This window comes from Paraoerskovia sediminicola (genome assembly GCF_030296575.1).
Classification (GTDB): domain Bacteria; phylum Actinomycetota; class Actinomycetes; order Actinomycetales; family Cellulomonadaceae; genus Paraoerskovia; species Paraoerskovia sediminicola.
Map to the genome: position 1 here is coordinate 2,620,955 of NZ_AP027729.1, position 20,829 is coordinate 2,641,783.

General features: G+C 72.5%; 21 protein-coding genes and 1 pseudogene. 19 read left to right on the forward strand and 3 right to left on the reverse strand.

All coding sequences use genetic code 11. The features are described 5' to 3' along the window. Positions 1–4: 4 nt before the first annotated feature. A complete protein-coding gene (locus QUE47_RS12090; RefSeq protein WP_350227750.1) occupies positions 5–838 on the forward strand; it encodes a transglutaminase family protein in 834 nt (277 codons plus the stop codon). Between the two features lie 142 nt (positions 839–980). Here QUE47_RS12090 and QUE47_RS12095 read toward each other — a convergent pair whose 3' ends face one another. Then, positions 981–1,544 carry a GNAT family N-acetyltransferase gene (locus QUE47_RS12095; protein ID WP_286217491.1) on the reverse strand — a complete coding sequence of 188 codons (564 nt, stop codon included), beginning with the start codon at positions 1,542–1,544 and terminating at the stop codon, positions 981–983. 122 nt (positions 1,545–1,666) lie between these two features. On the opposite strand from QUE47_RS12095, the gene QUE47_RS12100 reads away from it, so the two are divergent. Both QUE47_RS12100 and QUE47_RS12105 read left to right on the forward strand, forming a co-directional pair. After that, the gene (locus QUE47_RS12100) at positions 1,667–2,038 is read left to right on the forward strand and encodes an ArsR/SmtB family transcription factor (RefSeq protein WP_286217492.1); all 372 of its coding nucleotides are present in this window, start codon (positions 1,667–1,669) and stop codon (positions 2,036–2,038) included. After that, positions 2,035–2,523 (forward strand): SRPBCC family protein, encoded by a 489-nt coding sequence (locus tag QUE47_RS12105; protein WP_286217493.1) that lies wholly within the window; start codon positions 2,035–2,037, stop codon positions 2,521–2,523. The genes QUE47_RS12100 and QUE47_RS12105 overlap by 4 nt, the downstream gene beginning before the upstream one ends. A 32-nt stretch (positions 2,524–2,555) precedes the next feature. On the opposite strand, the gene QUE47_RS12110 is transcribed toward QUE47_RS12105, so the two are convergent. Continuing rightward, positions 2,556–3,278, reverse strand: coding sequence for a maleylpyruvate isomerase family mycothiol-dependent enzyme (locus QUE47_RS12110; RefSeq protein ID WP_286217494.1), 723 nt, complete (start codon positions 3,276–3,278; stop codon positions 2,556–2,558). Positions 3,279–3,331: 53 nt separating this feature from the next. On the opposite strand from QUE47_RS12110, the gene lepA reads away from it, so the two are divergent. The 8 genes from lepA to QUE47_RS12150 all read left to right on the forward strand — a co-directional run bounded on the left by lepA (position 3,332) and on the right by QUE47_RS12150 (position 12,300). Further along, a complete protein-coding gene (gene lepA, locus QUE47_RS12115; RefSeq protein ID WP_286217495.1) occupies positions 3,332–5,212 on the forward strand; it encodes a translation elongation factor 4 in 1,881 nt (626 codons plus the stop codon). After that, on the forward strand, positions 5,209–6,492 hold the full coding sequence (hemW, locus tag QUE47_RS12120; RefSeq protein ID WP_286217496.1) for a radical SAM family heme chaperone HemW: 1,284 nt from the start codon (positions 5,209–5,211) through the stop codon (positions 6,490–6,492). The genes lepA and hemW overlap by 4 nt, the downstream gene beginning before the upstream one ends. Beyond that, entirely contained in the window at positions 6,489–8,114 is a 1,626-nt protein-coding gene (locus tag QUE47_RS12125) for an acyltransferase family protein (RefSeq protein WP_286217497.1), read from the forward strand. Before hemW ends, QUE47_RS12125 begins: the two co-directional genes overlap by 4 nt. Beyond that, entirely contained in the window at positions 8,111–8,572 is a 462-nt protein-coding gene (locus QUE47_RS12130) for an SGNH/GDSL hydrolase family protein (RefSeq protein WP_286217498.1), read from the forward strand. Before QUE47_RS12125 ends, QUE47_RS12130 begins: the two co-directional genes overlap by 4 nt. Before the next feature lie 124 nt (positions 8,573–8,696). After that, positions 8,697–9,716: a hypothetical protein gene (locus QUE47_RS12135; protein ID WP_286217500.1), complete on the forward strand. Its 1,020-nt coding sequence runs from the start codon at positions 8,697–8,699 to the stop codon at positions 9,714–9,716. 72 nt (positions 9,717–9,788) lie between these two features. Further along, positions 9,789–10,307: a DUF4282 domain-containing protein gene (locus QUE47_RS12140; protein ID WP_286217501.1), complete on the forward strand. Its 519-nt coding sequence runs from the start codon at positions 9,789–9,791 to the stop codon at positions 10,305–10,307. Positions 10,308–10,516: 209 nt separating this feature from the next. Beyond that, the gene (locus QUE47_RS12145; RefSeq protein ID WP_286217502.1) at positions 10,517–11,662 is read left to right on the forward strand and encodes an LLM class flavin-dependent oxidoreductase; all 1,146 of its coding nucleotides are present in this window, start codon (positions 10,517–10,519) and stop codon (positions 11,660–11,662) included. Then, positions 11,659–12,300, forward strand: coding sequence for an FMN reductase (locus QUE47_RS12150; RefSeq protein WP_286217504.1), 642 nt, complete (start codon positions 11,659–11,661; stop codon positions 12,298–12,300). The genes QUE47_RS12145 and QUE47_RS12150 overlap by 4 nt, the downstream gene beginning before the upstream one ends. 59 nt (positions 12,301–12,359) lie before the next feature. On the opposite strand, the gene QUE47_RS12155 is transcribed toward QUE47_RS12150, so the two are convergent. Beyond that, a complete protein-coding gene (locus QUE47_RS12155; protein WP_286217505.1) occupies positions 12,360–13,256 on the reverse strand; it encodes a DUF3097 domain-containing protein in 897 nt (298 codons plus the stop codon). A 183-nt stretch (positions 13,257–13,439) separates the two neighbouring features. On the opposite strand from QUE47_RS12155, the pseudogene hrcA reads away from it, so the two are divergent. The 8 genes and pseudogenes from hrcA to era all read left to right on the forward strand — a co-directional run bounded on the left by hrcA (position 13,440) and on the right by era (position 20,825). After that, positions 13,440–14,518 (forward strand): annotated as a pseudogene (gene hrcA, locus QUE47_RS12160) (heat-inducible transcriptional repressor HrcA). An 81-nt stretch (positions 14,519–14,599) separates the two neighbouring features. Then, the gene (gene dnaJ / locus QUE47_RS12165; protein ID WP_286217506.1) at positions 14,600–15,718 is read left to right on the forward strand and encodes a molecular chaperone DnaJ; all 1,119 of its coding nucleotides are present in this window, start codon (positions 14,600–14,602) and stop codon (positions 15,716–15,718) included. A 19-nt stretch (positions 15,719–15,737) separates the two neighbouring features. Next, entirely contained in the window at positions 15,738–16,544 is an 807-nt protein-coding gene (locus QUE47_RS12170) for a 16S rRNA (uracil(1498)-N(3))-methyltransferase (protein ID WP_286217507.1), read from the forward strand. A gap of 18 nt (positions 16,545–16,562) precedes the next feature. Then, positions 16,563–16,913, forward strand: coding sequence for an HIT domain-containing protein (locus tag QUE47_RS12175; protein WP_286217508.1), 351 nt, complete (start codon positions 16,563–16,565; stop codon positions 16,911–16,913). 60 nt (positions 16,914–16,973) lie between these two features. Continuing rightward, positions 16,974–18,056 (forward strand): PhoH family protein, encoded by a 1,083-nt coding sequence (locus QUE47_RS12180; RefSeq protein ID WP_286217509.1) that lies wholly within the window; start codon positions 16,974–16,976, stop codon positions 18,054–18,056. Next, the gene (gene ybeY, locus QUE47_RS12185; protein WP_286217510.1) at positions 18,053–18,505 is read left to right on the forward strand and encodes an rRNA maturation RNase YbeY; all 453 of its coding nucleotides are present in this window, start codon (positions 18,053–18,055) and stop codon (positions 18,503–18,505) included. Before QUE47_RS12180 ends, ybeY begins: the two co-directional genes overlap by 4 nt. Before the next feature lie 5 nt (positions 18,506–18,510). After that, positions 18,511–19,887 carry a hemolysin family protein gene (locus tag QUE47_RS12190; RefSeq protein WP_286217511.1) on the forward strand — a complete coding sequence of 459 codons (1,377 nt, stop codon included), beginning with the start codon at positions 18,511–18,513 and terminating at the stop codon, positions 19,885–19,887. Beyond that, positions 19,887–20,825 (forward strand): GTPase Era, encoded by a 939-nt coding sequence (era, locus tag QUE47_RS12195; protein WP_286217512.1) that lies wholly within the window; start codon positions 19,887–19,889, stop codon positions 20,823–20,825. The genes QUE47_RS12190 and era overlap by 1 nt, the downstream gene beginning before the upstream one ends. Positions 20,826–20,829: the final 4 nt, after the last annotated feature.

The following is a 20,829-nucleotide window of genomic DNA, read 5'->3' on the forward strand; positions in this document are numbered from 1 at the left end:
CACGATGACCGTGGTCCACACGACGAGCTTCACGTACGGGGTGCCGGTGACGGCGTCCCACAACGAGGCGCGCATGACGCCCTGCGAGGGCACGCACCAACGGGTGCTCCGGTCGAGCGTCGACATCGAGCACGCGACGTGGCGCTCGTCCTACTCCGACTACTGGGGCACGGCGGTCACCGAGTTCGAGGTGCTCGCGCCCCACGAGCAGATGACCATCACCGCCGAGTCCGTGGTCGAGGTCGACGCGCCGGACCAGGACGTCGACCGGTCCGTCGGCTGGGAGCGGCTGGGGGCCGACGAGGTGCTGGACGAGTTCGCCGCCGAGCTGTCGGAGACGTCGGCGACCGAGGTGCCCGACGACGTCGCGGCCCTGGCCCTCGGGGTGGCGGGCGGACTGGACCCGTTCGACGCGGCCGAGGCGATCTGCCGCGCCGTGCGCGACGAGCTCGAGTACGTCCCGGGCGTCACGACCGTGCACACCCCTGCCGTCGACGCCTGGGCCGCGCGGACCGGCGTCTGCCAGGACATGGCACACCTGTGCCTCGGGGCGCTGCGGAGCGTGGGCATCCCGGCGAGATACGTCTCGGGCTACCTGCACTCCGACGCGGACGCGCCGCTCGGGCAGACCGTCGTGGGGGAGTCCCACGCGTGGATCGAGTGGTGGACCGGTGCGTGGTTCGCGTTCGACCCGACGAACCGCGTCGCGGTGGGCGACCACCACGTCGTGCTCGGGCGCGGTCGCGAGTACGGCGACGTCCCGCCGCTCAAGGGTGTCTTCGCCGGGGGAGCGGCGAGCGACCTGTCGGTCAGCGTCCGCATGACGCGGACGTCGTAGCGCACCGGGGGATGCTCCGGTAGGCGACCTCCGTGCCCGCGAGCACGAGAGCCGGCTCCGCTGCCGTGCCGATGCCCTCGCCGATGCCCTCGGCGCCCCCGGCGGCGACGATCCGCCTTCACTCGGTACCGAGCGGGGTCGGTCAGCGGTGCTGTGCCCGCCACTCGTGCGCGAGCATGCCGTAGGTGTAGCCGTCGACCCAGCCGAGCTCGGCGTGCCAGGAGTCCTGGACGCCGTGCTGCTCCCGGCGCATCCCCGCCTTCTCCAGCACGCGTGCGGACGCGCCGTTGTCGGCGAAGCACCCGGCGGTGACCCGCCGGACGCCGAGGTGCTCGAACGCGGCGGCGAGCAGGCCCCGCGCTACGGCCGAACCGATCCCTCGGCCCGCGTGCGCGGGGTCGACGACGTAGCCGATGCCAGCCTCCGTGCCTCGAGGCATCCCAGGTTGTCCCATGCCGTCGCTGATCTCGAGGAAGCCGATGGCGACGGTCTCGCCGTCGACCTCGGCCACGCAGGAGAAGTCCGTGGCGGACTGCGGGATCTCCAGCAGCTCGCGCCGGAACGTCGAGGGGTCGACGCTCGTGCGCAGCATGAACCGGTTGACCTGCGGGTCGTTGCGCACCATTTCGAGCGGAGCGATGTCGGCCTCGCGGGGCTCGCGGAGCAGGACGGGGCCGATGTTCTTCGGCCAGGGTGTGGTGGGCACCGGGTCATGCTGCCAGACCCGTCCGGCGTACGGCAGGCCATGTCTCGTCGCTCTCCGGTGGGGCGTGGCCGTGTGTGCGGACCTCTTGCCACCGGGCGATCGGGCGCGTAACGTACAACAACATGGTTGTACGTCAGCAGGAACGAACCGAGCTCGACGACCGCGAGGTCGACCGGATCTTCCAGGCGCTCGCGGACTCGACACGGCGCGACGTCGTCGTCCGCGTGCTCGGTGACAGCGAACGAGGGCAGTCCGTGTCCTCGCTCGCGAGCCACTACGCGATGTCCTTCGCCGCCGTCCAGCGGCACGTCGCGGTGCTCGAGCGCGCCGGCCTGGTCCGCAAGGAGCGGCGGGGGCGAGAGCAGATCGTCCGTGGTGACGTCACGACCGTGCGAGCCGCCGCCCGGCTGCTCGCGGAGTACGAGGAGCTCTGGCGCGGCCGCGTGACCCGCATGGAGCAGATCCTCGCCGAACCCGAAGGGGACGACTCATGACCGTCGTCAGCACCGAGAAGGACACCGAGGCTCTGACCCTCACGATCGTCGCCGAGCTCGCCGCCCCGCCGGAGCGCGCGTGGCAGCTCTTCGCCGACCCGAGGCAGCTCGAGCGCTGGTGGGGGCCGCCGACCTGGCCGGCGACGTTCTACGAGCACGACTTCACCGTCGAGGGCCGAGCCGCGTACTACATGACCGGCCCTGACGGCGAGAAGGCCGGGGGCTGGTGGCGGTTCCTCGGCATCGACGAACCTCGTTCGCTGTCGTTCGAGGACGGGTTCGCCGACACGGACGGGCAGCCGGTCGACTCGATGCCGACGACCCGGGCGCGCGTCGAGCTCCAGGAGATCCCCACCGGCACCCGGATGACGATCGTGTCCTTCTTCAGGTCCTCCGCCGAGCTCGAGCAGCTCGCGCAGATGGGCATGGTCGAGGGCATGACCGCGGCGATGGGTCAGATCGACGGGATCCTCGCCGAGGGCTGAGCGTCGCCGTCCGGCCTCCGCGCGCAGCTCCGTCAGGGCGTCAGAGGCTGTCCCAGGACGTCGGCCAGCGCCTCGGGGTCGCCGTCCGTCCGTACGTCGAAGTCGGACGGCGTCCCTCGCCGCCAGAGCAGGAGGGCCAGGGCGCGTGCAGGGCCGGTGACGGTGGCGACCTCCGGCGAGGACGTGCCGGGCCCGAGGACCCAGGTGCGGGAGACGTCGTCCGCCACCAGCCTGACCGTGCGCGTCGGTGCGGTGGCGCGGCCGAGCCGCAGCTGCCGGGGGTGCAGCACGTCGACGACCTCGTCGACGGCGTCGGCCCACACCTGGGCCTGGACGTCGGTGCCGTCCCCGCCCGGGTGCGCGGCCGAGCGCAGGTCCTCCAGATGGATCAGGGTCTCGTGGAGCTGCCGGGTGTGCCAGAACGACGCCGTGCCGCGTCCGTCGAGGGTCAGTGCCCGGGAGTCGGCCGGCAGCTCGGTGAGCGTCGCGTGCAGGTGACGGGCCGCCCAGCGGTAGACGCGGTCGAGGTCCTGGGTGTCGCGCGGGCGCGCCGGGTCGTCACCCCCGAGGACCACGCCGACGGCCATCCCGGCGGCCCACCAGTGCACCCCCGCGAGGTGGAGCACGAGGTCCGCGACGCGCCAGTCGCCGCAGAACCTCACCGGAGCCTCGGGGTCGGTGCGCGCCGCGAGGTCGGCGAACGCCTCCTGGACGCGCGCGAGCTCGGACAGCCGGTCCAGGGGTCTCGTGGTCATGGGAGAATGGTGCCTTCTGCCCGCCCGCCGATCACGTCCGGAGCACCCCCGAGTTGTCACCGATCCCCACCGCCGACCAGACCGCGCGCATCAAGCCCGCGTCGACGCCGGCCGAGCTGCTGCGCAACTTCTGCATCATCGCGCACATCGACCACGGCAAGTCGACCCTCGCGGACCGGATGCTGCAGCTGACCGGCGTCGTCGAGCAGCGCGCCATGCGCGCGCAGTACCTGGACCGCATGGACATCGAGCGTGAGCGCGGGATCACGATCAAGTCGCAGGCCGTGCGCATGCCGTGGGCCGTCGACGGCACGCCGCACGCATTGAACATGATCGACACCCCGGGGCACGTCGACTTCACCTACGAGGTCTCGCGCTCGCTCGCTGCGTGCGAGGGTGCGGTCCTCCTCGTCGACGCGGCGCAGGGCATCGAGGCGCAGACGCTCGCGAACCTCTACCTCGCGATGGAGAACGACCTCGCGATCATCCCGGTGCTCAACAAGATCGACCTGCCGGCCGCCCAGCCCGAGAAGTACGCCGAAGAGATCGCGGGCCTCGTCGGCGGCGACCCCGAGGACGTCCTCAAGGTCTCGGGCAAGACGGGCGAGGGCGTCGAGGCGCTCCTCGACAGGATCGTCCAGACGGTGCCGGCCCCCGTCGGCGACGCCGACGCCCCGGCGCGGGCCATGATCTTCGACTCCGTCTACGACACGTACCGAGGTGTCGTCACGTACGTCCGCGTCGTCGACGGCAGCCTCAACCCGCGCGAGAAGATCGTCATGATGTCGACGCGCGCGACCCACGAGCTCCTGGAGATCGGGGTCAGCTCGCCGGAGCCGCACCCGACGAAGGGCCTCGGCGTCGGGGAGGTCGGCTACCTCATCACCGGCGTGAAGGACGTGCGCCAGTCGAAGGTCGGCGACACCGTCACCAACGCTGCCAAGCCGGCCGCGGACTCCCTCGGCGGCTACAGCGACCCTCGCCCCATGGTGTTCTCCGGTCTGTACCCGATCGACGGCTCCGACTACCCGGTGCTGCGCGACGCGCTCGACAAGCTCAAGCTCAACGACGCCGCGCTCAACTACGAGCCCGAGACGTCCGTCGCGCTCGGATTCGGGTTCCGCGTGGGCTTCCTCGGGCTGCTGCACCTGGAGATCGTCCGTGAGCGGCTCGAGCGGGAGTTCGACCTCGCACTGATCTCGACCGCGCCGAACGTCGTCTACACCGTCACCCTCGAGGACGGCACCGAGGTCACGGTGACGAACCCGAGCGAGTTCCCGGGCGGCAAGATCAAGGACGTCCAGGAGCCGGTCGTGCGCTCGACCGTCCTCGCCCCGAGCGAGTTCATCGGTTCGATCATGGAGCTCTGCCAGCAGCGCCGCGGCGACCTCCTCGGCATGGACTACCTCTCGCCGGACCGGGTCGAGATGCGCTACACGCTGCCGCTCGCCGAGATCGTCTTCGACTTCTTCGACCAGCTCAAGTCGCGCACGCGCGGCTACGCGTCGTTCGACTACGAGCCCACGGGCGAGCAGACGGCCGACCTCGTGAAGGTCGACATCCTGCTCCAGGGCGAGCAGGTCGACGCGTTCTCCGCCGTCGTGCACAAGGACCAGGCCTACGCGTACGGCACGATGATGGCCGGCAAGCTCAAGGACCTGATCCCGCGGCAGCAGTTCGAGGTGCCCATCCAGGCCGCGGTCGGCGCGCGGGTCATCGCCCGCGAGACGGTGCGCGCGATCCGCAAGGACGTCCTCGCCAAGTGCTACGGCGGTGACATCTCCCGCAAGCGCAAGCTCCTCGAGAAGCAGAAGGAGGGCAAGAAGCGCATGAAGACGATCGGCCGCGTCGAGGTCCCCCCGAACGCGTTCATCGCCGCGCTGTCCTCCGACGGCGGCGGTGGCAAGGAGTCGAAGGACAAGTCCAAGAAGTGAGCCCTGCTCTCCCCGAGGGAGAGCCCGCCCCCGAGGACGGCGCGCTCCCGACGTGGCTCGGCGGCCCCCGGTCGTCGGCCTTCGGCGTCTACCTGCACGTCCCGTTCTGCTCGGTGCGGTGCGGGTACTGCGACTTCAACACGTACACCGCGTCTGAGCTCGGGGGCGGTGCGGACCAGGCCGCCTACGCGACCACGTCGCTGCGCGAGATCGACCTCGCCGCGCGCGTCATGCGTGATGCCGGGATCTCGGACCGGCCCGTCTCGACGGTGTTCGTCGGGGGCGGCACCCCGACGATGCTCCCCGCGCAGGACCTCGTGCGGATGCTCGCCGCCGTCCGCGACACCTGGGGCCTCGCGGACGACGCCGAGGTGACCACCGAGGCGAACCCGGACTCGGTCACGCCCGAGAGCCTCGCGACCCTGGCCAGGGGCGGGTTCACGCGTGTCTCGTTCGGCATGCAGTCGGCGGTCCCTCACGTCCTCGCCACGCTCGAACGGACGCACGACCCGGCCAGGGTGCCGGACGTCGTCCGCTGGGCCAGGGAGGCCGGCCTCGCCGTCTCGCTCGACCTCATCTACGGCACGCCCGGGGAGTCCGTCGACGACTGGCGGACCAGCCTCGACACGGTCCTCGAGACGGGCGTCGACCACGTCTCGGCGTACGCGCTGGTGGTGGAGCCGGGGACGAAGATGGCGGCGCAGGTGCGACGAGGGCAGCTCGAGCTCCCGAGCGCGGACGACCAGGCGGAGAAGTACGAGGTGGCCGACGAGGTGCTCACGTCCGCCGGGCTCGGCTGGTACGAGGTCTCGAACTGGGCGCGGACACCCGCCGACGCCTGCCGACACAACCTCGCCTACTGGCGTGGGGACGACTGGTGGGGCGTGGGGCCCGGAGCGCACTCCTACCTCGGTCCCGCCGACGCGGTGGAGGTTCACGCACCCACGCGCGCCGTGCCGCCGGAGGAGGGCCACGGGGTGCGATTCTGGAACGCGAAGCACCCGCGACGCTATGCCGCGTCGCTCGAGGCGGGCCACAGCCCGGCGGCAGGACGTGAGGTACTGACGACGGACGAGGCGCACCTCGAGCGAGTGATGCTCGGGGTCCGGCTCCGTGAGGGGCTGGACCTCGCGCTCCTCGGCCGAGGGTCGCGGGAGTCGGTGGCGCAGCTCGTCGCCTCGGGTCTCCTCGACGGTCGTCGAGCGGTCCAGGGACGGGCGGTCCTGACGCTGCGGGGGAGGTTGTTGGCGGACGCCGTGGTCAGGGGGTTGGTCGAGTGACGACTCAGGTGCAGGCGCGCCCCGCACGCATCGCGCGCATCGCACGGCGGAGCACCGACCGGATCCTCGGTCTCGATGCGCTGCGTGCCGTCGCGGTCGTGGCGGTCGTCGCCTACCACCTGGTCCCGGGCGCGCTCCCCGGCGGCTACATCGGCGTCGACGTCTTCTTCGTGGTCAGCGGGTTCCTCATCACGACGCTGCTGGTGCGCGAGCGCCGCCGCAAGGGCCACGTCTCGCTCACGGGGTTCTGGACGCGACGCGCACGGAGGATCCTCCCGGCCCTCGGGCTGACGGTGCTGGTGTGCACGGCGGCGGCGGCCCTCATCGGTGGTGACGTGCTCGTCGGCATCGCCCGGCAGCTCATCGGCGCGGCGACCTTCACCAGCAACTGGGCGGACATCGCCGCGGGCGCGAGCTACTCCGCCGGGCTCACACCGACGCTGTTCGCGAACCTCTGGTCGCTGGCGGTCGAGGAGCAGTTCTACCTCCTGTGGCCGCTGTGCGCCGCGGCGCTGGTGGCCACGACCACCCGGCTGCGGTCGCGGGTCCCGATGGCCGTCGCCGGGACGCTGGCGCTCGCCTCGGCGCTGACGATGGCCGTGCTGTACGTGCCCGGGTCGGACCCGTCGCGCGTCTACCTCGGGACCGACACCCACGCGTTCGGCCTCATGCTCGGCGCGCTGCTCGCCTTCGCCCGCGAGCGCCGCGCGGCGACGCGAGGTCCTCGGCCGCCCGTCGTGGTCCGGGCCTCGCGGCGCCTCGTGCGCTGGGTGCTCGGCCTTGCCGGCGCCGCGGCCCTCGGCTGGGCGGCGTGGACGATGGCCTGGGACTCGACGGTCACGTACCGCGGCGGGCTCGTCGCCGTGTCGGTCGCCACGGTCGCCGTCATCAACCTGCTCGCGGGTGAGCAGCGGCTGGGCGGCATGATCGACCGTGGACCGGTGCGCTGGATCGGCGTGCGGTCGTACGGGATCTACCTCTGGCACTGGCCCGTGTTCGTCCTGGTGGCCACCGTCGCCGGTGGGCAGGAGCACCTCGCGTCGCCGGGCTGGGGCGTGGTCGCCGTCACCTCGCTGATCACGGTGGTCGCGTCCTCGTGGTCCTACCGCTACGTGGAACGCCCCGTGATGACTCTGGGCTACCGAGGCGCGTGCCGACAGCTGGGTCGCTGGATGGCGGCCACGCGCGAGCGTGCCGGCGCGCGCGAGGTCGCGCTCAGGCGCTCGTCCACCGTGCTCGCGGTCGTCGCCACGGTCGCGGCCCTCGTCGCTCTCGGTGTCCTCCGCGCCCCCGCCCAGACGGTCGCGGCGGCCCAGATCGCCGAGGGCGAGCGCATCGCAGCGGCCACGCTGGCGGCTGACCAGGCCCAGGCCGCCGAGGACGCCGCAGCGGCGGAGGCGGAGGCGGCTGCGGCGGCCGCCGCGGAGAAGCTGGCTGCGGCACAGGGCAAGAAGGACAAGGCGGCGGCGGAGAAGGCTGCCGCGGAGAAGGCTGCAGCGGACAAGGTGGCCGCGGAGAAGGCCGAGAAGGCGAAGAAGGCAGCTGAGAAGAAGGCATCGAAGGAGAAGGCGTCGAAGGAGGAGTCCGGGGAGGCCAAGGCGCGCCGAGCGGCGCGGAGGTGACCCTCATCGGTGACTCCGTCGCCCTGGGCAGCGCCGGCGCGATATCTGGCCGGCTCGACGGGATCCTGATCGACGCCCGGGTGTCCCGGCAGATGAAGGACCTCCCGGATCTCGCCGCCTCTCTGAAGGGGAAGGGGCAGCTGCGCGACTACGTCGTGGTTGCGCTGGCCACGAACAGCACGCTGAGCACGGGCGTCGTGGAGCGGGCGGTCTCGGCTCTCGGCGATCGACACGTCGTCCTCGTCAACGGGTACGGCGACCGTTCCTGGATCGGGCCGGGCAACAAGGTCCTCGCGGCCGTCGCGAAGAAGCACGGCAACGTCGTCGTGGCGGACTGGCGCTCCGTCGCCGCGGAGAACCGGCATCTCCTGGGGCCGGACGGGATCCATCCGCAGCTGTCGGGCACCGACGCGTACGCGCGCGTGATCGAGCGTGGCCTCGCGGCGGCAGCCGGGTAGCGGCCCGTCGCTCAGCCCGCTCCGGCGCGCGCCGTTCACCAGGCGGGCGTGTCACTGCCTCCCGGCATGGTCTGTGATGGAATCGTGAAGACACGACACCCCACGAACGCGGAACAGGTCGAACATGAGTGAGCAGCCCCCGGGTCGCACGCCCGATCAGCCGGACGACGAGAACGCCGAGAACGACCCCTACGGCACCCCGCCTCCGTCGCCCGGAGAGCAGCCGTACGGTCAGCCCGACAACCAGCAGCCCTATGGCCAGCCGCCGTACGGGCAGCCTGGCGCTCAGCCGCCGCCGTACGGTCAGCCCGGTGCCCAGCCGCCGCCATATGGTCAGCCCGGCGGCCAGCAGCCTTATGGCCAGCAACCGTACGGCCAGCCTGGTGCTCAGCCCCCGCCGTACGGTCAGCCGCCCTACGGCCAGCCCGGCGGCCAGTCGCCCTACGGGGGCATGCCGATGGCGCCGTCCCCGGTCGGGGGCTACGCCGGGCCGCCGTTCCGCGTCGGCGACGCGATCGGCTACGCGTGGCAGAAGTTCACGTCCAACTGGTCGTCATGGGTGCTCATGGGCCTCGTGCTCCTGGCCGTGAACGTGGTCTTCAGCCTGGCCACGGGTGGGTTCCAGCAGTTCCAGGACGCGCTCTCGGGCGACGCATCGGCGATGCCGTCGGTCGGGGTCGGGGGCTACCTGGTGCAGGTTCTCGGGGTGGTCGTGTCCTACGTCGTCACGGCCTTCTACACCCGGGGTGCGCTCGACGAGACGCGCGGGGCCAAGCCGCGGCTCGGCGACTTCTTCCGCATCACCAACGTGGGGAACGTCATCCTCGCGGCGTTCCTCGTCGGTGTCGCCACCGGTGTCGGGATCCTGCTCTGCGTCATCCCCGGCCTGATCGTGGCCGTCCTCACGGTGTTCGTCTACCAGCTGACCCTCGACCGCGAGGTGAACGCGATCGACGCCATCAAGGGGAGCTTCGACCTCGTCAAGGGCAACGTGGGGACCGTCGTGCTGCTGATGCTCGCGCTCGTCGGCATCAACCTCGTCGGAGCGTTGCTGTGCGGGGTCGGGCTCCTCGTGACCATCCCGATGTCCTACATCGCCACGACCTACGCGTACCGCATGCTCTCCGGCCAGCACGCCGCCTGATCCGACCGCACCACCGCAGCGCGACCGCAGTTCGACCACGACAAGCATCCGCACCCAACCCTAGGAGGACCGATGTCCGGCACGAACTCAGGATTCCCGCAGGACCCGAACCAGCAGCCCGGTCCGGGCGCGCACGACCCGTACGCCGGGTCGGAGGGCAACCCGACGATGGGCGCCACCGGCGGGGCGACGCCGCCTCCGCAGCCCTACCAGCAGTCCGGTGGCGCGTCCGGCGCGCCGTCCTCGGGCGGTCAGCGGTTCGACGCGGGCCAGCTCGGCAACGACCTCCAGGGAGACGCGAAGGGGCTCTTCGGCTCGCTGTTCGACTTCTCGTTCACGAACTACGTGACGCCCAAGGTCGTCCGCATCGTCTACGTGATCGGCATCGTCCTCATCGCGCTGGTCTGGGTCATCGGGGTCATCACGGCCTTCACCCAGTCGATCTGGGGCGGGCTGCTGGCGCTCCTGATCGGCCCGATCTTCGCCCTCCTGTACCTGATCATGTTCCGCATCCTGCTCGAGTTCTACGTCGCGATCGTCGCGACCGCGGAGACGGTGCAGAAGTACGCCCACCGCGACGGGGTGCGCTGACCCGCCGACCCGTCCCGGTGCCGGGTACGCGAACGGTCAGGCAGATCATGATGGTCGCCTGACCGATCGGGTGCTCGGCACCGTCGCGTGCGGGGAACAGATCGCCCCTGCACGGCGTTCCGTCCCACGACCGGGTGACCGGTCCGGACGCCGGGAGACCGGCGGACGATCCGCAGGGGATGGACCGCTCGACGCACGCAGGAGCACACATGCAGTTCGGCATCTTTTCCGTCGGGGACGTCACGGCGGACCCGACCACCGGGCGCACCCCGGACGACACCGAGCGCGTCCGCTCGATGCTCACGATCGCGCGGCACGCCGACGAGGCGGGCCTCGACGTGTTCGCCACGGGGGAGCACCACAACCCGCCGTTCGTCCCGTCCTCGCCGACCACCATGCTCGGCTACCTCGCCGGCGTCACGAAGAACATCGTGCTCTCGACGTCGACGACCCTGATCACGACGAACGACCCGGTGAAGATCGCCGAGGACTACGCGATGCTCCAGGTCATCGCCGATGGTCGCACCGACCTGATGATGGGTCGCGGCAACACCGGGCCGGTCTACCCGTGGTTCGGCAAGGACATCCGCGACGGCATCGATCTCGCGATCGAGAACTACGCCCTGCTGCGCAGGCTCTGGACCGAGGACGTCGTGGACTGGGCCGGCAAGTTCCGCACCCCGCTCCAGGGGTTCACCTCGACGCCGCGCCCGCTCGACGGGGTCGCGCCGTTCGTGTGGCACGGGTCGATCCGCAGCCCCGAGATCGCGGAGCAGGCCGCCTACTACGGCGACGGCTTCTTCCACAACAACATCTTCTGGCCGATGTCCCACACCCGGCAGATGGTCGCGTACTACCGCCGTCGCTTCGAGCACCACGGTCACGGCCGTGCGGACCAGGCGATCGTCGGGCTCGGCGGGCAGGTCTTCATGCGCCGCAACAGCCAGGACGCGGTCCGCGAGTTCCGTCCCTACTTCGACGAGGCGCCCGTCTACGGCCACGGGCCGTCGCTCGAGGACTTCGCCGCGCAGACACCGCTCACGGTCGGCAGCCCGCAGCAGGTCATCGACCGCTACGGGGCGATGCGCGAGTCGGTCGGGGACTACCAGCGTCAGCTGTTCCTCATGGACCACGCGGGGCTCCCGCTCAAGACGGTGCTGGAGCAGATCGACATCCTCGCCGAGGAGGTCGTCCCGGTGCTCCGCCGTGACGCCGAGGCAGCGCGCCCGGCGCACGTCCCGTCCGGTCCTCCGTCGCACGCGGACCTCGTCGCCCGCGCTCGCGGCGACGTGCCGACAGCGGCGTCGCCCGAGCCCGCCGTCCCGGACGGCGTGGACGCGGAGGCCCTGCGATGAGCGCCTCGGTGGACGCCACGCCCCGCCGCGTCGTCGTGGTCTCCGCGGGCCTCGGCAAGCCGTCGTCGACGAGGATGCTCGCGGACCGGTTGAGCGCGGCCGTCGTCGCGGGTCTCGGCGACCTGGGCGTCGCCGCCGAGGTCGAGACCGTCGAGCTGCGGGACCTCGCGCACCCGGTCGTCGACGCGATGCTCACGGGATTCGCCTCGGGCGAGCTCGCCCGCGTCGTCGACGCGATCTCCCGCGCCGACGCAGTGGTGGCCGTCTCCCCGGTCTTCACGGCGTCGTACTCGGGCCTCTTCAAGTCGTTCGTGGACGTGCTGGACCCGGACGCGCTCACCGGCGTGCCCGTGCTCCTCGGCGCCACGGGCGGGACCGCGCGGCACTCGCTCGCGCTCGACCACGCGTTCCGGCCGCTGTTCGCCTACCTGCGGGCCGACGTCGCCACGACGGCCGTGTTCGCCGCCACCGACGACTGGGCCACGGGCCAGGACGGGGTGCGGGACGACGTCCGACCGCTGGGCGAGCGCATCTCCCGGGCCGGCCGGGAGCTGGCGCGGACGGTCGCGGCGCGCGCCCCGCGCGAGGTCAACGATCCGTTCGGGGACGCGCCGTCCTTCGAGTCGTTGCTCGGGTGATGCGACGCCGACCGGTCGCGCCCGCGTGCGGGCGGCGACCGGCGCGGCTCAGGCGTGCCTCAGGCGGGTGCCGTCACGTAGTCGATGAGCTCCTCGACCCGGCCGAGCAGCGACGGCTCCAGGTCGGCGAAGCTGCGCACGGACCGCAGGATCCGCTGCCACGCGCGTGCGACGTCCGCCTGGGACTCGCACGGCCAGCCGAGCTCGCGCAGGATCCCGTGCTTCCACTCGGTGCCGCGCTCGATCGTCGGCCAGCTCTGCAGGCCGACCCGCGCCGGCTTCACCGCCTGCCACACGTCGACGTACGGGTGCCCGAGGACCTTCACGGTCCCCGCCGGCACCGTGCGCAGCGCGGCATCCGTGAGGCGCTGCTCCTTGCTCCCGGGCACGAGGTGGTCGACCAGGACGCCGACGCGTCGGTCCGGGGTCGGGCCGAACTCCGCCAGCGCCTCCTCGAGGTTGTCGACGCCGTCGAGCATCTCGACGACCACCCCCTCGATGCGCAGGTCGTCGCCCCAGACCTTCTCGACGAGCTCCGCGTCGTGCTTGCCCTCGACCCAGATCCGGCTGCCCCGGGCGACCTGCGCCCGGGCGCCGACGACGGCCCGCGAGCCGGACGCCGTCCGGCCGTTCGAGGTCTTGGTCGGCCGCATGATCGGGGGCACGAGGACGACGGGCTGCCCGTCCACCCAGAACCCGGGGCCGAGGCCGAACGTGCGGGTGCGTCCCTTGCGGTCCTCGAGGACGACGACGTGCATGCCACCGGACTTCTCGACGCGGGTGACCGCCCCGACCCACCCGGTCTCGACGTCCTCGACGACGAGGCCCGTCTCGGCCGCGCGGGGCTTGGACTCGACGGGCCTGCGGTGGTGCGCCGACCCGGTCGGTGCGCCGGACGCGCTGCTGCCCCCGAGGACGTCTGTGCCGTACCGATCGGCGTACCTGTCGTAGCTCACGCCGGAACCCTAGATCTCGGCCGGCACGTCGGCCCGGAGCGACGCGCACGGGTCACGCCGCTGGCGAACACGGCCACCCCGGGGTGCTCGACCCGTAGGATTGGCACTCGACCTGCGAGAGTGCGAACGGGCACCCGGGTCGTCGAGCAGGTGTCAGGGGAGAGCCACGGACGGGAGGCCAGGGTGAGCGAGGAGAGGCAGCTCGAGGTCCTGCGCGCGATCGTCGAGGACTACGTCACGACGCGCGAGCCCGTCGGCTCCCGGATGATCGCGGAGCGGCACGGGCTCGGCGTGTCGTCGGCGACGATCCGCAACGACATGGCGGTCCTCGAGGAGGGCGGCTACATCGCCCAGCCCCACACGTCGGCGGGACGGATCCCGACCGACAAGGGCTACCGGGTGTTCGTCGACCGCCTCTCGACCATCAAGTCGCTCTCCACCCCCGAGAAGCGCGCGATCGAGACCTTCCTCTCGGACGCGGTGGACCTGGACGACGTCGTCGCTCGGGCGGGCAGGCTCCTCGCCCAGCTCACCGGTCAGGTGGCCGTGGTCCAGTACCCGTCGCTGCGCCGGTCCGGGCTGCGCCACCTCGAGCTGGTCCCGATGGGCGACCAGCGGCTCCTCGTCGTGATCATCACCGACACCGGCCGTGTCGAGCAGCGCGTGCTCGAGCTCGGTGCGCCCGTCGACGAGACGACCCTCGGCGAGCTCCGCGTGCGGCTCAACGTCGCGGCGGCAGGGCGACGGCTCGCCGACGTCGCGCGGGCGCTCGGCGGGGCCGTCGAGGCGCTGCGCCCCGCGGACCGCGAGACCGCGCGCCGCGTGGCGGAGGTCGTCGTCGAGACCCTCGGCCAGGAGAGCGAGGAGCGCATCGTGCTCGCGGGCACCGCGAACCTCGCGCAGGCGGGGATGCGCTTCGAGCACGCGCTGCGCCCCGTCCTCGAGGCCCTCGAGGAGCAGGTCGTCCTGCTCAACCTCCTCACCGAGATGTCCGCCGACGGGACCAGCGGGGTCGCGGTGCGGATCGGTCACGAGACCCAGCTCGCCGGGCTGCAGGAGGCGTCCGTCGTCACGAGCGGCTACGGCGGTTACGGCGGTCCCGGGGGTCGTCGGCGCGCTCCGGCGACGGGACGGCCGGCGGCGGGGCGCGGGACGCCGTCGCGCTGGTCGGCTCGATCGGCCCCACCCGGATGGACTACCCGGGCACCATCGCTGCGGTCCGCGCCGTGGCCCGCTACCTCTCCCGCATCCTCGAATCCTGAACCGACCACCCGACGCCGCTCCCGAGAGCGCCGCCGACCACCGACCTGATGCCCTGCCGGACGTCGACCGAAGAAGGACATGTGAACGACTACTACGACACCCTCGGTGTCCCGCGCGACGCGGGACAGGACCAGATCAAGAAGGCCTACCGCAAGCTCGCGCGCGAGCTGCACCCCGACGTCGCCGGCCCTGACGCCGAGGACCGGTTCAAGGACGTCTCCCGCGCCTACGAGGTGCTCTCGAACCCCGAGAAGCGCCAGCAGTACGACATGGGCAGCGACCCCACGCAGCCGGGCGGAGGCCAGGGCGGCGGGTTCGGCTTCCAGGACATCTTCGAGACGTTCTTCGGGGGCGGCGGCCAGCAGAGCGGGCCGATCCCGCGCGCCCGGCGCGGCCAGGACGCCCTGGTCCGCCTCGACATCGAGCTGGCCGAGGCCACGTTCGGCGCGAAGCGCGAGCTGACGGTCGACACGGCCGTCGTCTGCGGCACCTGCTCCGGGACGTGCTGCGCGCCGGGCACCTCGCCGCGCACCTGCGACGTGTGCCACGGGCGCGGCTCCGTCCAGCGCGTCGCGCGGTCGTTCCTCGGCCAGGTCATGACGACGCAGCCCTGCGCCGCCTGCCAGGGCTTCGGCACGCAGATCCCCGAGCCGTGCGCCGAGTGCTCCGGCGAGGGCCGCGTCCGCAGCCGTCGCACCCTCACGGTCAACGTCCCGGCCGGTGTCGACACCGGCACGCGGATCAAGCTCACGTCGCAGGGCGAGGTCGGCGGCGGAGGCGGCCCCGCGGGCGACCTCTACGTCGAGATCAGGGAGCGTCCGCACGACACCTTCGTCCGTCGCGGCGACGACCTGCACTGCACGCTGGAGGTCCCGATGACGGCGGCCGCGCTCGGCACCGTCATGAGCCTCGACACGCTCGACGGCGCCCAGGACGTCGACCTGCGGCCGGGCACGCAGCCCGGCCAGGTCGTCACGCTCAAGGGCCTCGGTGTCGGGCACCTGCACGGCACGGGCCGCGGCGACCTCGAGATCCACGTCGAGGTCCAGGTCCCCACCGGCCTCGACGAGGCGCAGGAGGAGCTGCTGCGCTCCCTGGCGCGCTCGCGCGGCGAGGAGCGTCCCGAGCCGCGGCTCGCGGCGGCCCACCCGGGCGTGTTCGGCCGGCTGCGCGACAAGTTCGCCGGCCGCCAGGGCTGACGAGCGGCGGGGGACGAGCATGAGCGCACCGGTGTTCTTCGCCGAGTCGGCCGACCTCAGCGGCTACACCGCCGGCTCGGTCTACCGTCTGGACGGTGCCGAGGGCCGGCACGCGGGCGTGGTCCAGCGCCGCGCCCCGGGCGAGGACGTCGACGTCGTGGACGGCGAGGGCACGCGGCTGCGCTGCACGATCAGCGCGGTCGACGGGGCCTCGGTCGACCTCCTCGTGGGCGAGGTCGTCGTCGAGCCCCGCCCCGAGGTCGTCGTCACGCTCGTCCAGGCGCTCGCGAAGGGCGACCGTGACGAGCTCGCGATCGAGGCGGCGACCGAGGTCGGGGCCGACGCCGTCGTCCCGTGGCAGGCCGAGCGCTCCATCGTCGTCTGGCGCGGCGACCGGGCGGCGCGCTCCCAGGCGCGCTGGCGCGCGACCGTGCGCACCGCGACCAAGCAGGCCCGGCGGGCGCGGGTCCCCGTGGTGTCGGACGCCGTGACGAGCCGTGGGCTCGTCGCGCGCACCCGCGAGGTGGTCGCCGCGGGCGGGGCCGTCGTCGTGCTCCACGAGGAGGCGACCGTGCCGCTGGCGGAGATCGAGCTGCCCGTGCCCGCGACCGTGCCCTCGACCGCGAGCGCCGGCAGCCCGGCAGCGCCCGAGCTCCTCGTCGTCGTCGGCCCCGAGGGCGGCATCTCTGCGACCGAGGTCGAGGGTCTCGTCGAGGCGGGCGCCCGGTGCGCTCGCCTCGGCCCGCACGTGCTGCGCACCTCCACGGCGGGGCCGGTGGCCATCGCGCTGCTCTGCGAGCGGCTGGGCCGGTGGGGCAGCGCCTGACGCGCTAGCGTTGCGGTCATGAGCGACGAGAGCGACGACTGCCTCTTCTGCAAGATCGCCGCGGGCGACGTCCCCGCCGACGTCGTGGCGCAGACGCCCACGGCCCTGGCGTTCCGGGACATCTCCCCGCAGGCACCGATGCACGTGCTGGTCGTGCCGCGCGCGCACTACGGTGACATCGCCCAGCTGGCCGCCGCCGAGCCCGCGCTGCTGGCGGACGTCGTCGCGCTGGCCGACGAGGTCGCAGGCGACCTGGCCGACGGGCAGTTCCGGCTGATCTTCAACTCCGGCCCCCGTGCGGGGCAGAGCGTGTTCCACGTGCACGGGCACGTGGTGGGCGGGGCGGAGCTGGGGTGGACCCCTGCGTGAGCCCCGCGGTCGCCCTTCGGGGCCGGGAGCCCGCGTCGCGTCGGTAGACTGGGCGCTCTGATGACACCGCCCGCACCGTCCCAGCCCTCCCACCCGTCCCCGCGCGTCGAGCACCGCGTCGTCGTCCCGACCCACGTCCCGATGGTCGCGCTCCTGGGGAGCGGCGACGCCGTCCTGCGGGCGGTCGAGGCCGGGTTCCCGTCGATCGACGTGCACGCGCGGGGCAACGAGATCGCCGTGAGCGGCCCGCCCGGGGACGTGGCGCTCGCCGCCCGCCTCCTGGACGAGCTGGTGGACGTCGTCGAGGGCGGGACGCCCCTGACCCCGGACGTCGTGACCCGCTCGATCACGATGCTCACGGCGGCCACCGCGTCGAGCCCGGCCGAGGTCCTGACGTTCAACATCCTCTCCAACCGGGGACGCGCCGTCCGCCCCAAGACGGTGGGCCAGAAGCAGTACGTCGACGCGATCGACGCGAACACGGTGACATTCGGGATCGGGCCCGCCGGGACCGGCAAGACGTACCTGGCGATGGCCAAGGCCGTCCAGGCGCTGCAGTCCCACCGGGTCAACAAGATCGTGCTCACGCGCCCGGCCGTCGAGGCGGGGGAGCGGCTCGGGTACCTGCCCGGCTCGCTCTCGGAGAAGATCGACCCGTACCTGCGGCCGCTGCTCGACGCCCTGCACGAGATGATCGACCCCGACACGATCCCGCGGCTCATGGAGTCCGGGACCATCGAGGTCGCCCCTCTGGCCTACATGCGCGGGCGCACGCTCAACGACGCGTTCGTCATCCTCGACGAGGCCCAGAACACCTCGAGCGAGCAGATGCGGATGTTCCTCACCCGCCTCGGGTTCGGCTCGCGCATGGTGATCACCGGTGACGTGACGCAGGTCGACCTGCCCGGCGGGACGCCGTCCGGCCTGCGCGTGGTCGAGGACGTGCTGACGGGGGTGGACGACGTCGAGTTCTGCCGCCTCACGTCGTCCGACGTCGTGCGGCACCGCCTCGTGAGCGACATCATCGACGCGTACGCCCGCTGGGACGTGGCGCGACCGACGCAGGCGGGGCAACCGCACCGCCTCGCCCGGCAGGACCGCCCCGGCACCCCGGCACGGCGAGAGACGGAGCGCGACGCGTGAGCATCGAGGTCAACAACGAGACGGACGTCGAGGTCGACGAGGCGGAGTTCGCCGCGCTCGCCCGGTACGTTCTCGACTCGCTCCACGTGCACCCGCAGACCGAGCTCGCGATCCTCTTCGCCGAGCCCGACGTCATGGCCGAGCTCCACGTCCGGTGGATGGACGAGCCCGGGCCGACGGACGTCCTGTCGTTCCCCATGGACGAGCTGCGCCCGGGTCAGCCCGGCGACGTGACCCCCGCCGGTCTCCTCGGCGACATCGTCGTGTGCCCGCAGGTCGCGATCGAGCAGGCCGCGGTCGCGCGGCACTCGGCGGTCGAGGAGATGCTGCTGCTGACGACCCACGGGATCCTGCACCTGCTCGGCTACGATCACGCCGAGCCCGAGGAGGAGAAGGAGATGTTCGCCCTGCAGCGGACCCTCCTGCTGACCTTCCTCGCGGGCCGTTGACCGCGATGACAGGGACCGCCACCTTCCTGCTGATCCTGGTCGCCGTCGTCGCGCTCGGTCTCGCGGCGCTGCTCGCCGCCGGCGAGGCCGCACTCGTGCGCGCCACCCGCTCCGGACTCCAGGACGCGATGTCCGACGCCGAGGACGCCGGTCCGGCGGGCGTCGCCCGCCGCGCACGGGTCCGGCGTGCGCAGTCGCTCACCGAGGACCCGGCGACGACGAGCCGGGCCGTCGGGGTGACGAGGGTCGTCCTCGAGGTCCTCGCCATCGCGTGCCTGGTGCTCGTGATCGACGCCCTGGTCGCCCGCTGGCTCGTGCTGGTCGTGGCGGTCGCCGTGAGCGCCGGCGTCGCCGTCCTGCTGTCGCGCGTCAGCCCGCGCACGGTCGGGCTGCGCAACCCCGTGCCCGTGCTCGTGGCACTGGCGGGCGTGCTCGACGTGGTCGCGCGCGCGACCCGATGGGCGATCCCGGTCCAGGAGGACGACCTGCCGTCCGCCGAGCGGACGGACCGCGAGGCCCGCGAGGTGGCGGACCGCGTGAGCGACCTCGAGGACATCGAGGAGCAGGAGCGCGAGCTGATCCGCTCGGTGATCGAGCTGGGCCAGACGCTCACCCGCGAGATCATGGTGCCGCGCACCGACATGGTGACCACCCGCGCGACGACGCCGCTGCGGAGCACGGTGAACCTCTTCGAGCGCTCCGGGTTCTCCCGGATCCCGGTCACCGGGGTCGACACCGACGACCTCGTCGGCGTCGCGTTCTTCAAGGACGTGGTGCGCGCGGCCCGGCGCGACGGCCGCGACGCACGCGTCGACGACGTGCCGGTGGGCGACGTGGCGCGCGAGGCGATGTTCGTCCCCGAGTCGAAGCCCGTCGACGAGCTGCTGCGGGAGATGCAGGCCGCGTCCTCGCACATCGCCCTCGTCGTCGACGAGTACGGCGGCGTGGCGGGGCTCGTGACCATCGAGGACGCGCTCGAAGAACTCGTCGGCGAGCTGACGGACGAGCACGACCGGTCCGGGCCAGAGGTCGAGGAGGTCGGCGACGGGGTCTACCGCGTGCCGGCGCGCTACCCGATCTCCGAGCTCGGTGAGCTCTTCGACCGCCACATCGACCACGACGACGTCGACTCCGCGGGCGGCCTGCTCGCCAAGGCGCTCGGCAAGGTCCCGCTCCTGGGTGCCGCGGCCGACACCGACGGCCTGCACCTCGAGGCCGAGCGCGTCGAGGGCCGCCGCAAGCAGGTCGCGACGCTCCTCGTGCACCGGCTGCCCGACGCGTACGAGGACGAGCGGAACGGTGAGCGCCCGGGCGACCGGTCCGGTGCCGAGGCAGACCCGGCACGAGAGCAGCAGCCCGCACGATCCACGGAGGACCGCTGATGACATCGAGAGAGCCCGCCGGGCCCGGCACGCACAGGTCGGGGTTCGCCTGCCTCGTGGGGCGGCCCAACGCCGGGAAGTCGACGCTCACCAACGCGCTCGTGGGTCAGAAGGTGGCCATCACCTCCGGCCGCCCGCAGACGACGCGACACACGATCCGCGGGATCGTCCAGCGGCCCGACGCGCAGCTCGTCCTCGTGGACACCCCGGGCCTGCACCGCCCGCGGACGCTGCTCGGGGAGCGGCTCAACACGCTCGTGCGCGACACGCTCTCCGAGGTCGACGCCGTCGGGTTCTGCCTGCCGGCCGACCAGAAGGTGGGCCCGGGCGACCGGTTCATCGCGGCGCAGCTCGCGGACGTCATGCGTGGGCGACGCGGCACGCCGGTCGTCGCGGTCGTGACGAAGGCCGACACGGTCGACCGCGAGACGCTGACCAACCACCTGCTCGCGGTCGACGCGCTCGGCGACTGGGCCGACATCGTGCCGGTCTCCGCGGTCGACGGCTTCCAGGTCGACACGCTGCGCGACGTCCTGGTCTCGTACCTGCCCGAGGGGCCCGAGCTCTACCCGGACGGCGAGCTCACCGACGAGCCCGAGGCCGTGATGGTCGCCGAGCTCGTCCGGGAGGCCGCGCTCGAAGGCGTGCGGGACGAGCTCCCGCACTCGCTCGCGGTGGTGGTCGACGAGATCGTGCCCCGCGACGACCGCGAGGGACGCGACCCCCTGGTCGACGTCCGGGTGAACCTCTTCGTCGAGCGGGACAGCCAGAAGGCCATCGTCATCGGCAAGGGCGGCGCCAGGCTGCGCCAGGTCGGGACCGAGGCCCGCCGCGGGATCGAGGCGCTGCTCGGCACCAAGGTGTACCTCGACCTGCGCGTGAAGGTCGCGAAGGACTGGCAGCGCGACCCGAAGCTGCTCAACCGACTGGGGTTCTGACGCT

Excerpts from the sequence above, each read along its gene's own strand:
- QUE47_RS12150 (WP_286217504.1), top strand. The coding sequence starts at position 11,659 with ATGAGCGCCTCGGTGGACGCCACGCCCCGCCGCGTCGTCGTGGTCTCC.
- QUE47_RS12105 (WP_286217493.1), top strand. The coding sequence starts at position 2,035 with ATGACCGTCGTCAGCACCGAGAAGGACACCGAGGCTCTGACCCTCACG.
- QUE47_RS12100 (WP_286217492.1), top strand. The coding sequence starts at position 1,667 with ATGGTTGTACGTCAGCAGGAACGAACCGAGCTCGACGACCGCGAGGTC.
- QUE47_RS12110 (WP_286217494.1), bottom strand. The coding sequence starts at position 3,278 with ATGACCACGAGACCCCTGGACCGGCTGTCCGAGCTCGCGCGCGTCCAG.
- QUE47_RS12170 (WP_286217507.1), top strand. The coding sequence starts at position 15,738 with ATGAGCGCACCGGTGTTCTTCGCCGAGTCGGCCGACCTCAGCGGCTAC.
- QUE47_RS12090 (WP_350227750.1), top strand. The coding sequence starts at position 5 with ATGACCGTGGTCCACACGACGAGCTTCACGTACGGGGTGCCGGTGACG.
- QUE47_RS12190 (WP_286217511.1), top strand. The coding sequence starts at position 18,511 with ATGACAGGGACCGCCACCTTCCTGCTGATCCTGGTCGCCGTCGTCGCG.
- era (WP_286217512.1), top strand. The coding sequence starts at position 19,887 with ATGACATCGAGAGAGCCCGCCGGGCCCGGCACGCACAGGTCGGGGTTC.
- QUE47_RS12140 (WP_286217501.1), top strand. The coding sequence starts at position 9,789 with ATGTCCGGCACGAACTCAGGATTCCCGCAGGACCCGAACCAGCAGCCC.
- QUE47_RS12135 (WP_286217500.1), top strand. The coding sequence starts at position 8,697 with ATGAGTGAGCAGCCCCCGGGTCGCACGCCCGATCAGCCGGACGACGAG.
- QUE47_RS12180 (WP_286217509.1), top strand. The coding sequence starts at position 16,974 with ATGACACCGCCCGCACCGTCCCAGCCCTCCCACCCGTCCCCGCGCGTC.
- QUE47_RS12145 (WP_286217502.1), top strand. The coding sequence starts at position 10,517 with ATGCAGTTCGGCATCTTTTCCGTCGGGGACGTCACGGCGGACCCGACC.
- QUE47_RS12175 (WP_286217508.1), top strand. The coding sequence starts at position 16,563 with ATGAGCGACGAGAGCGACGACTGCCTCTTCTGCAAGATCGCCGCGGGC.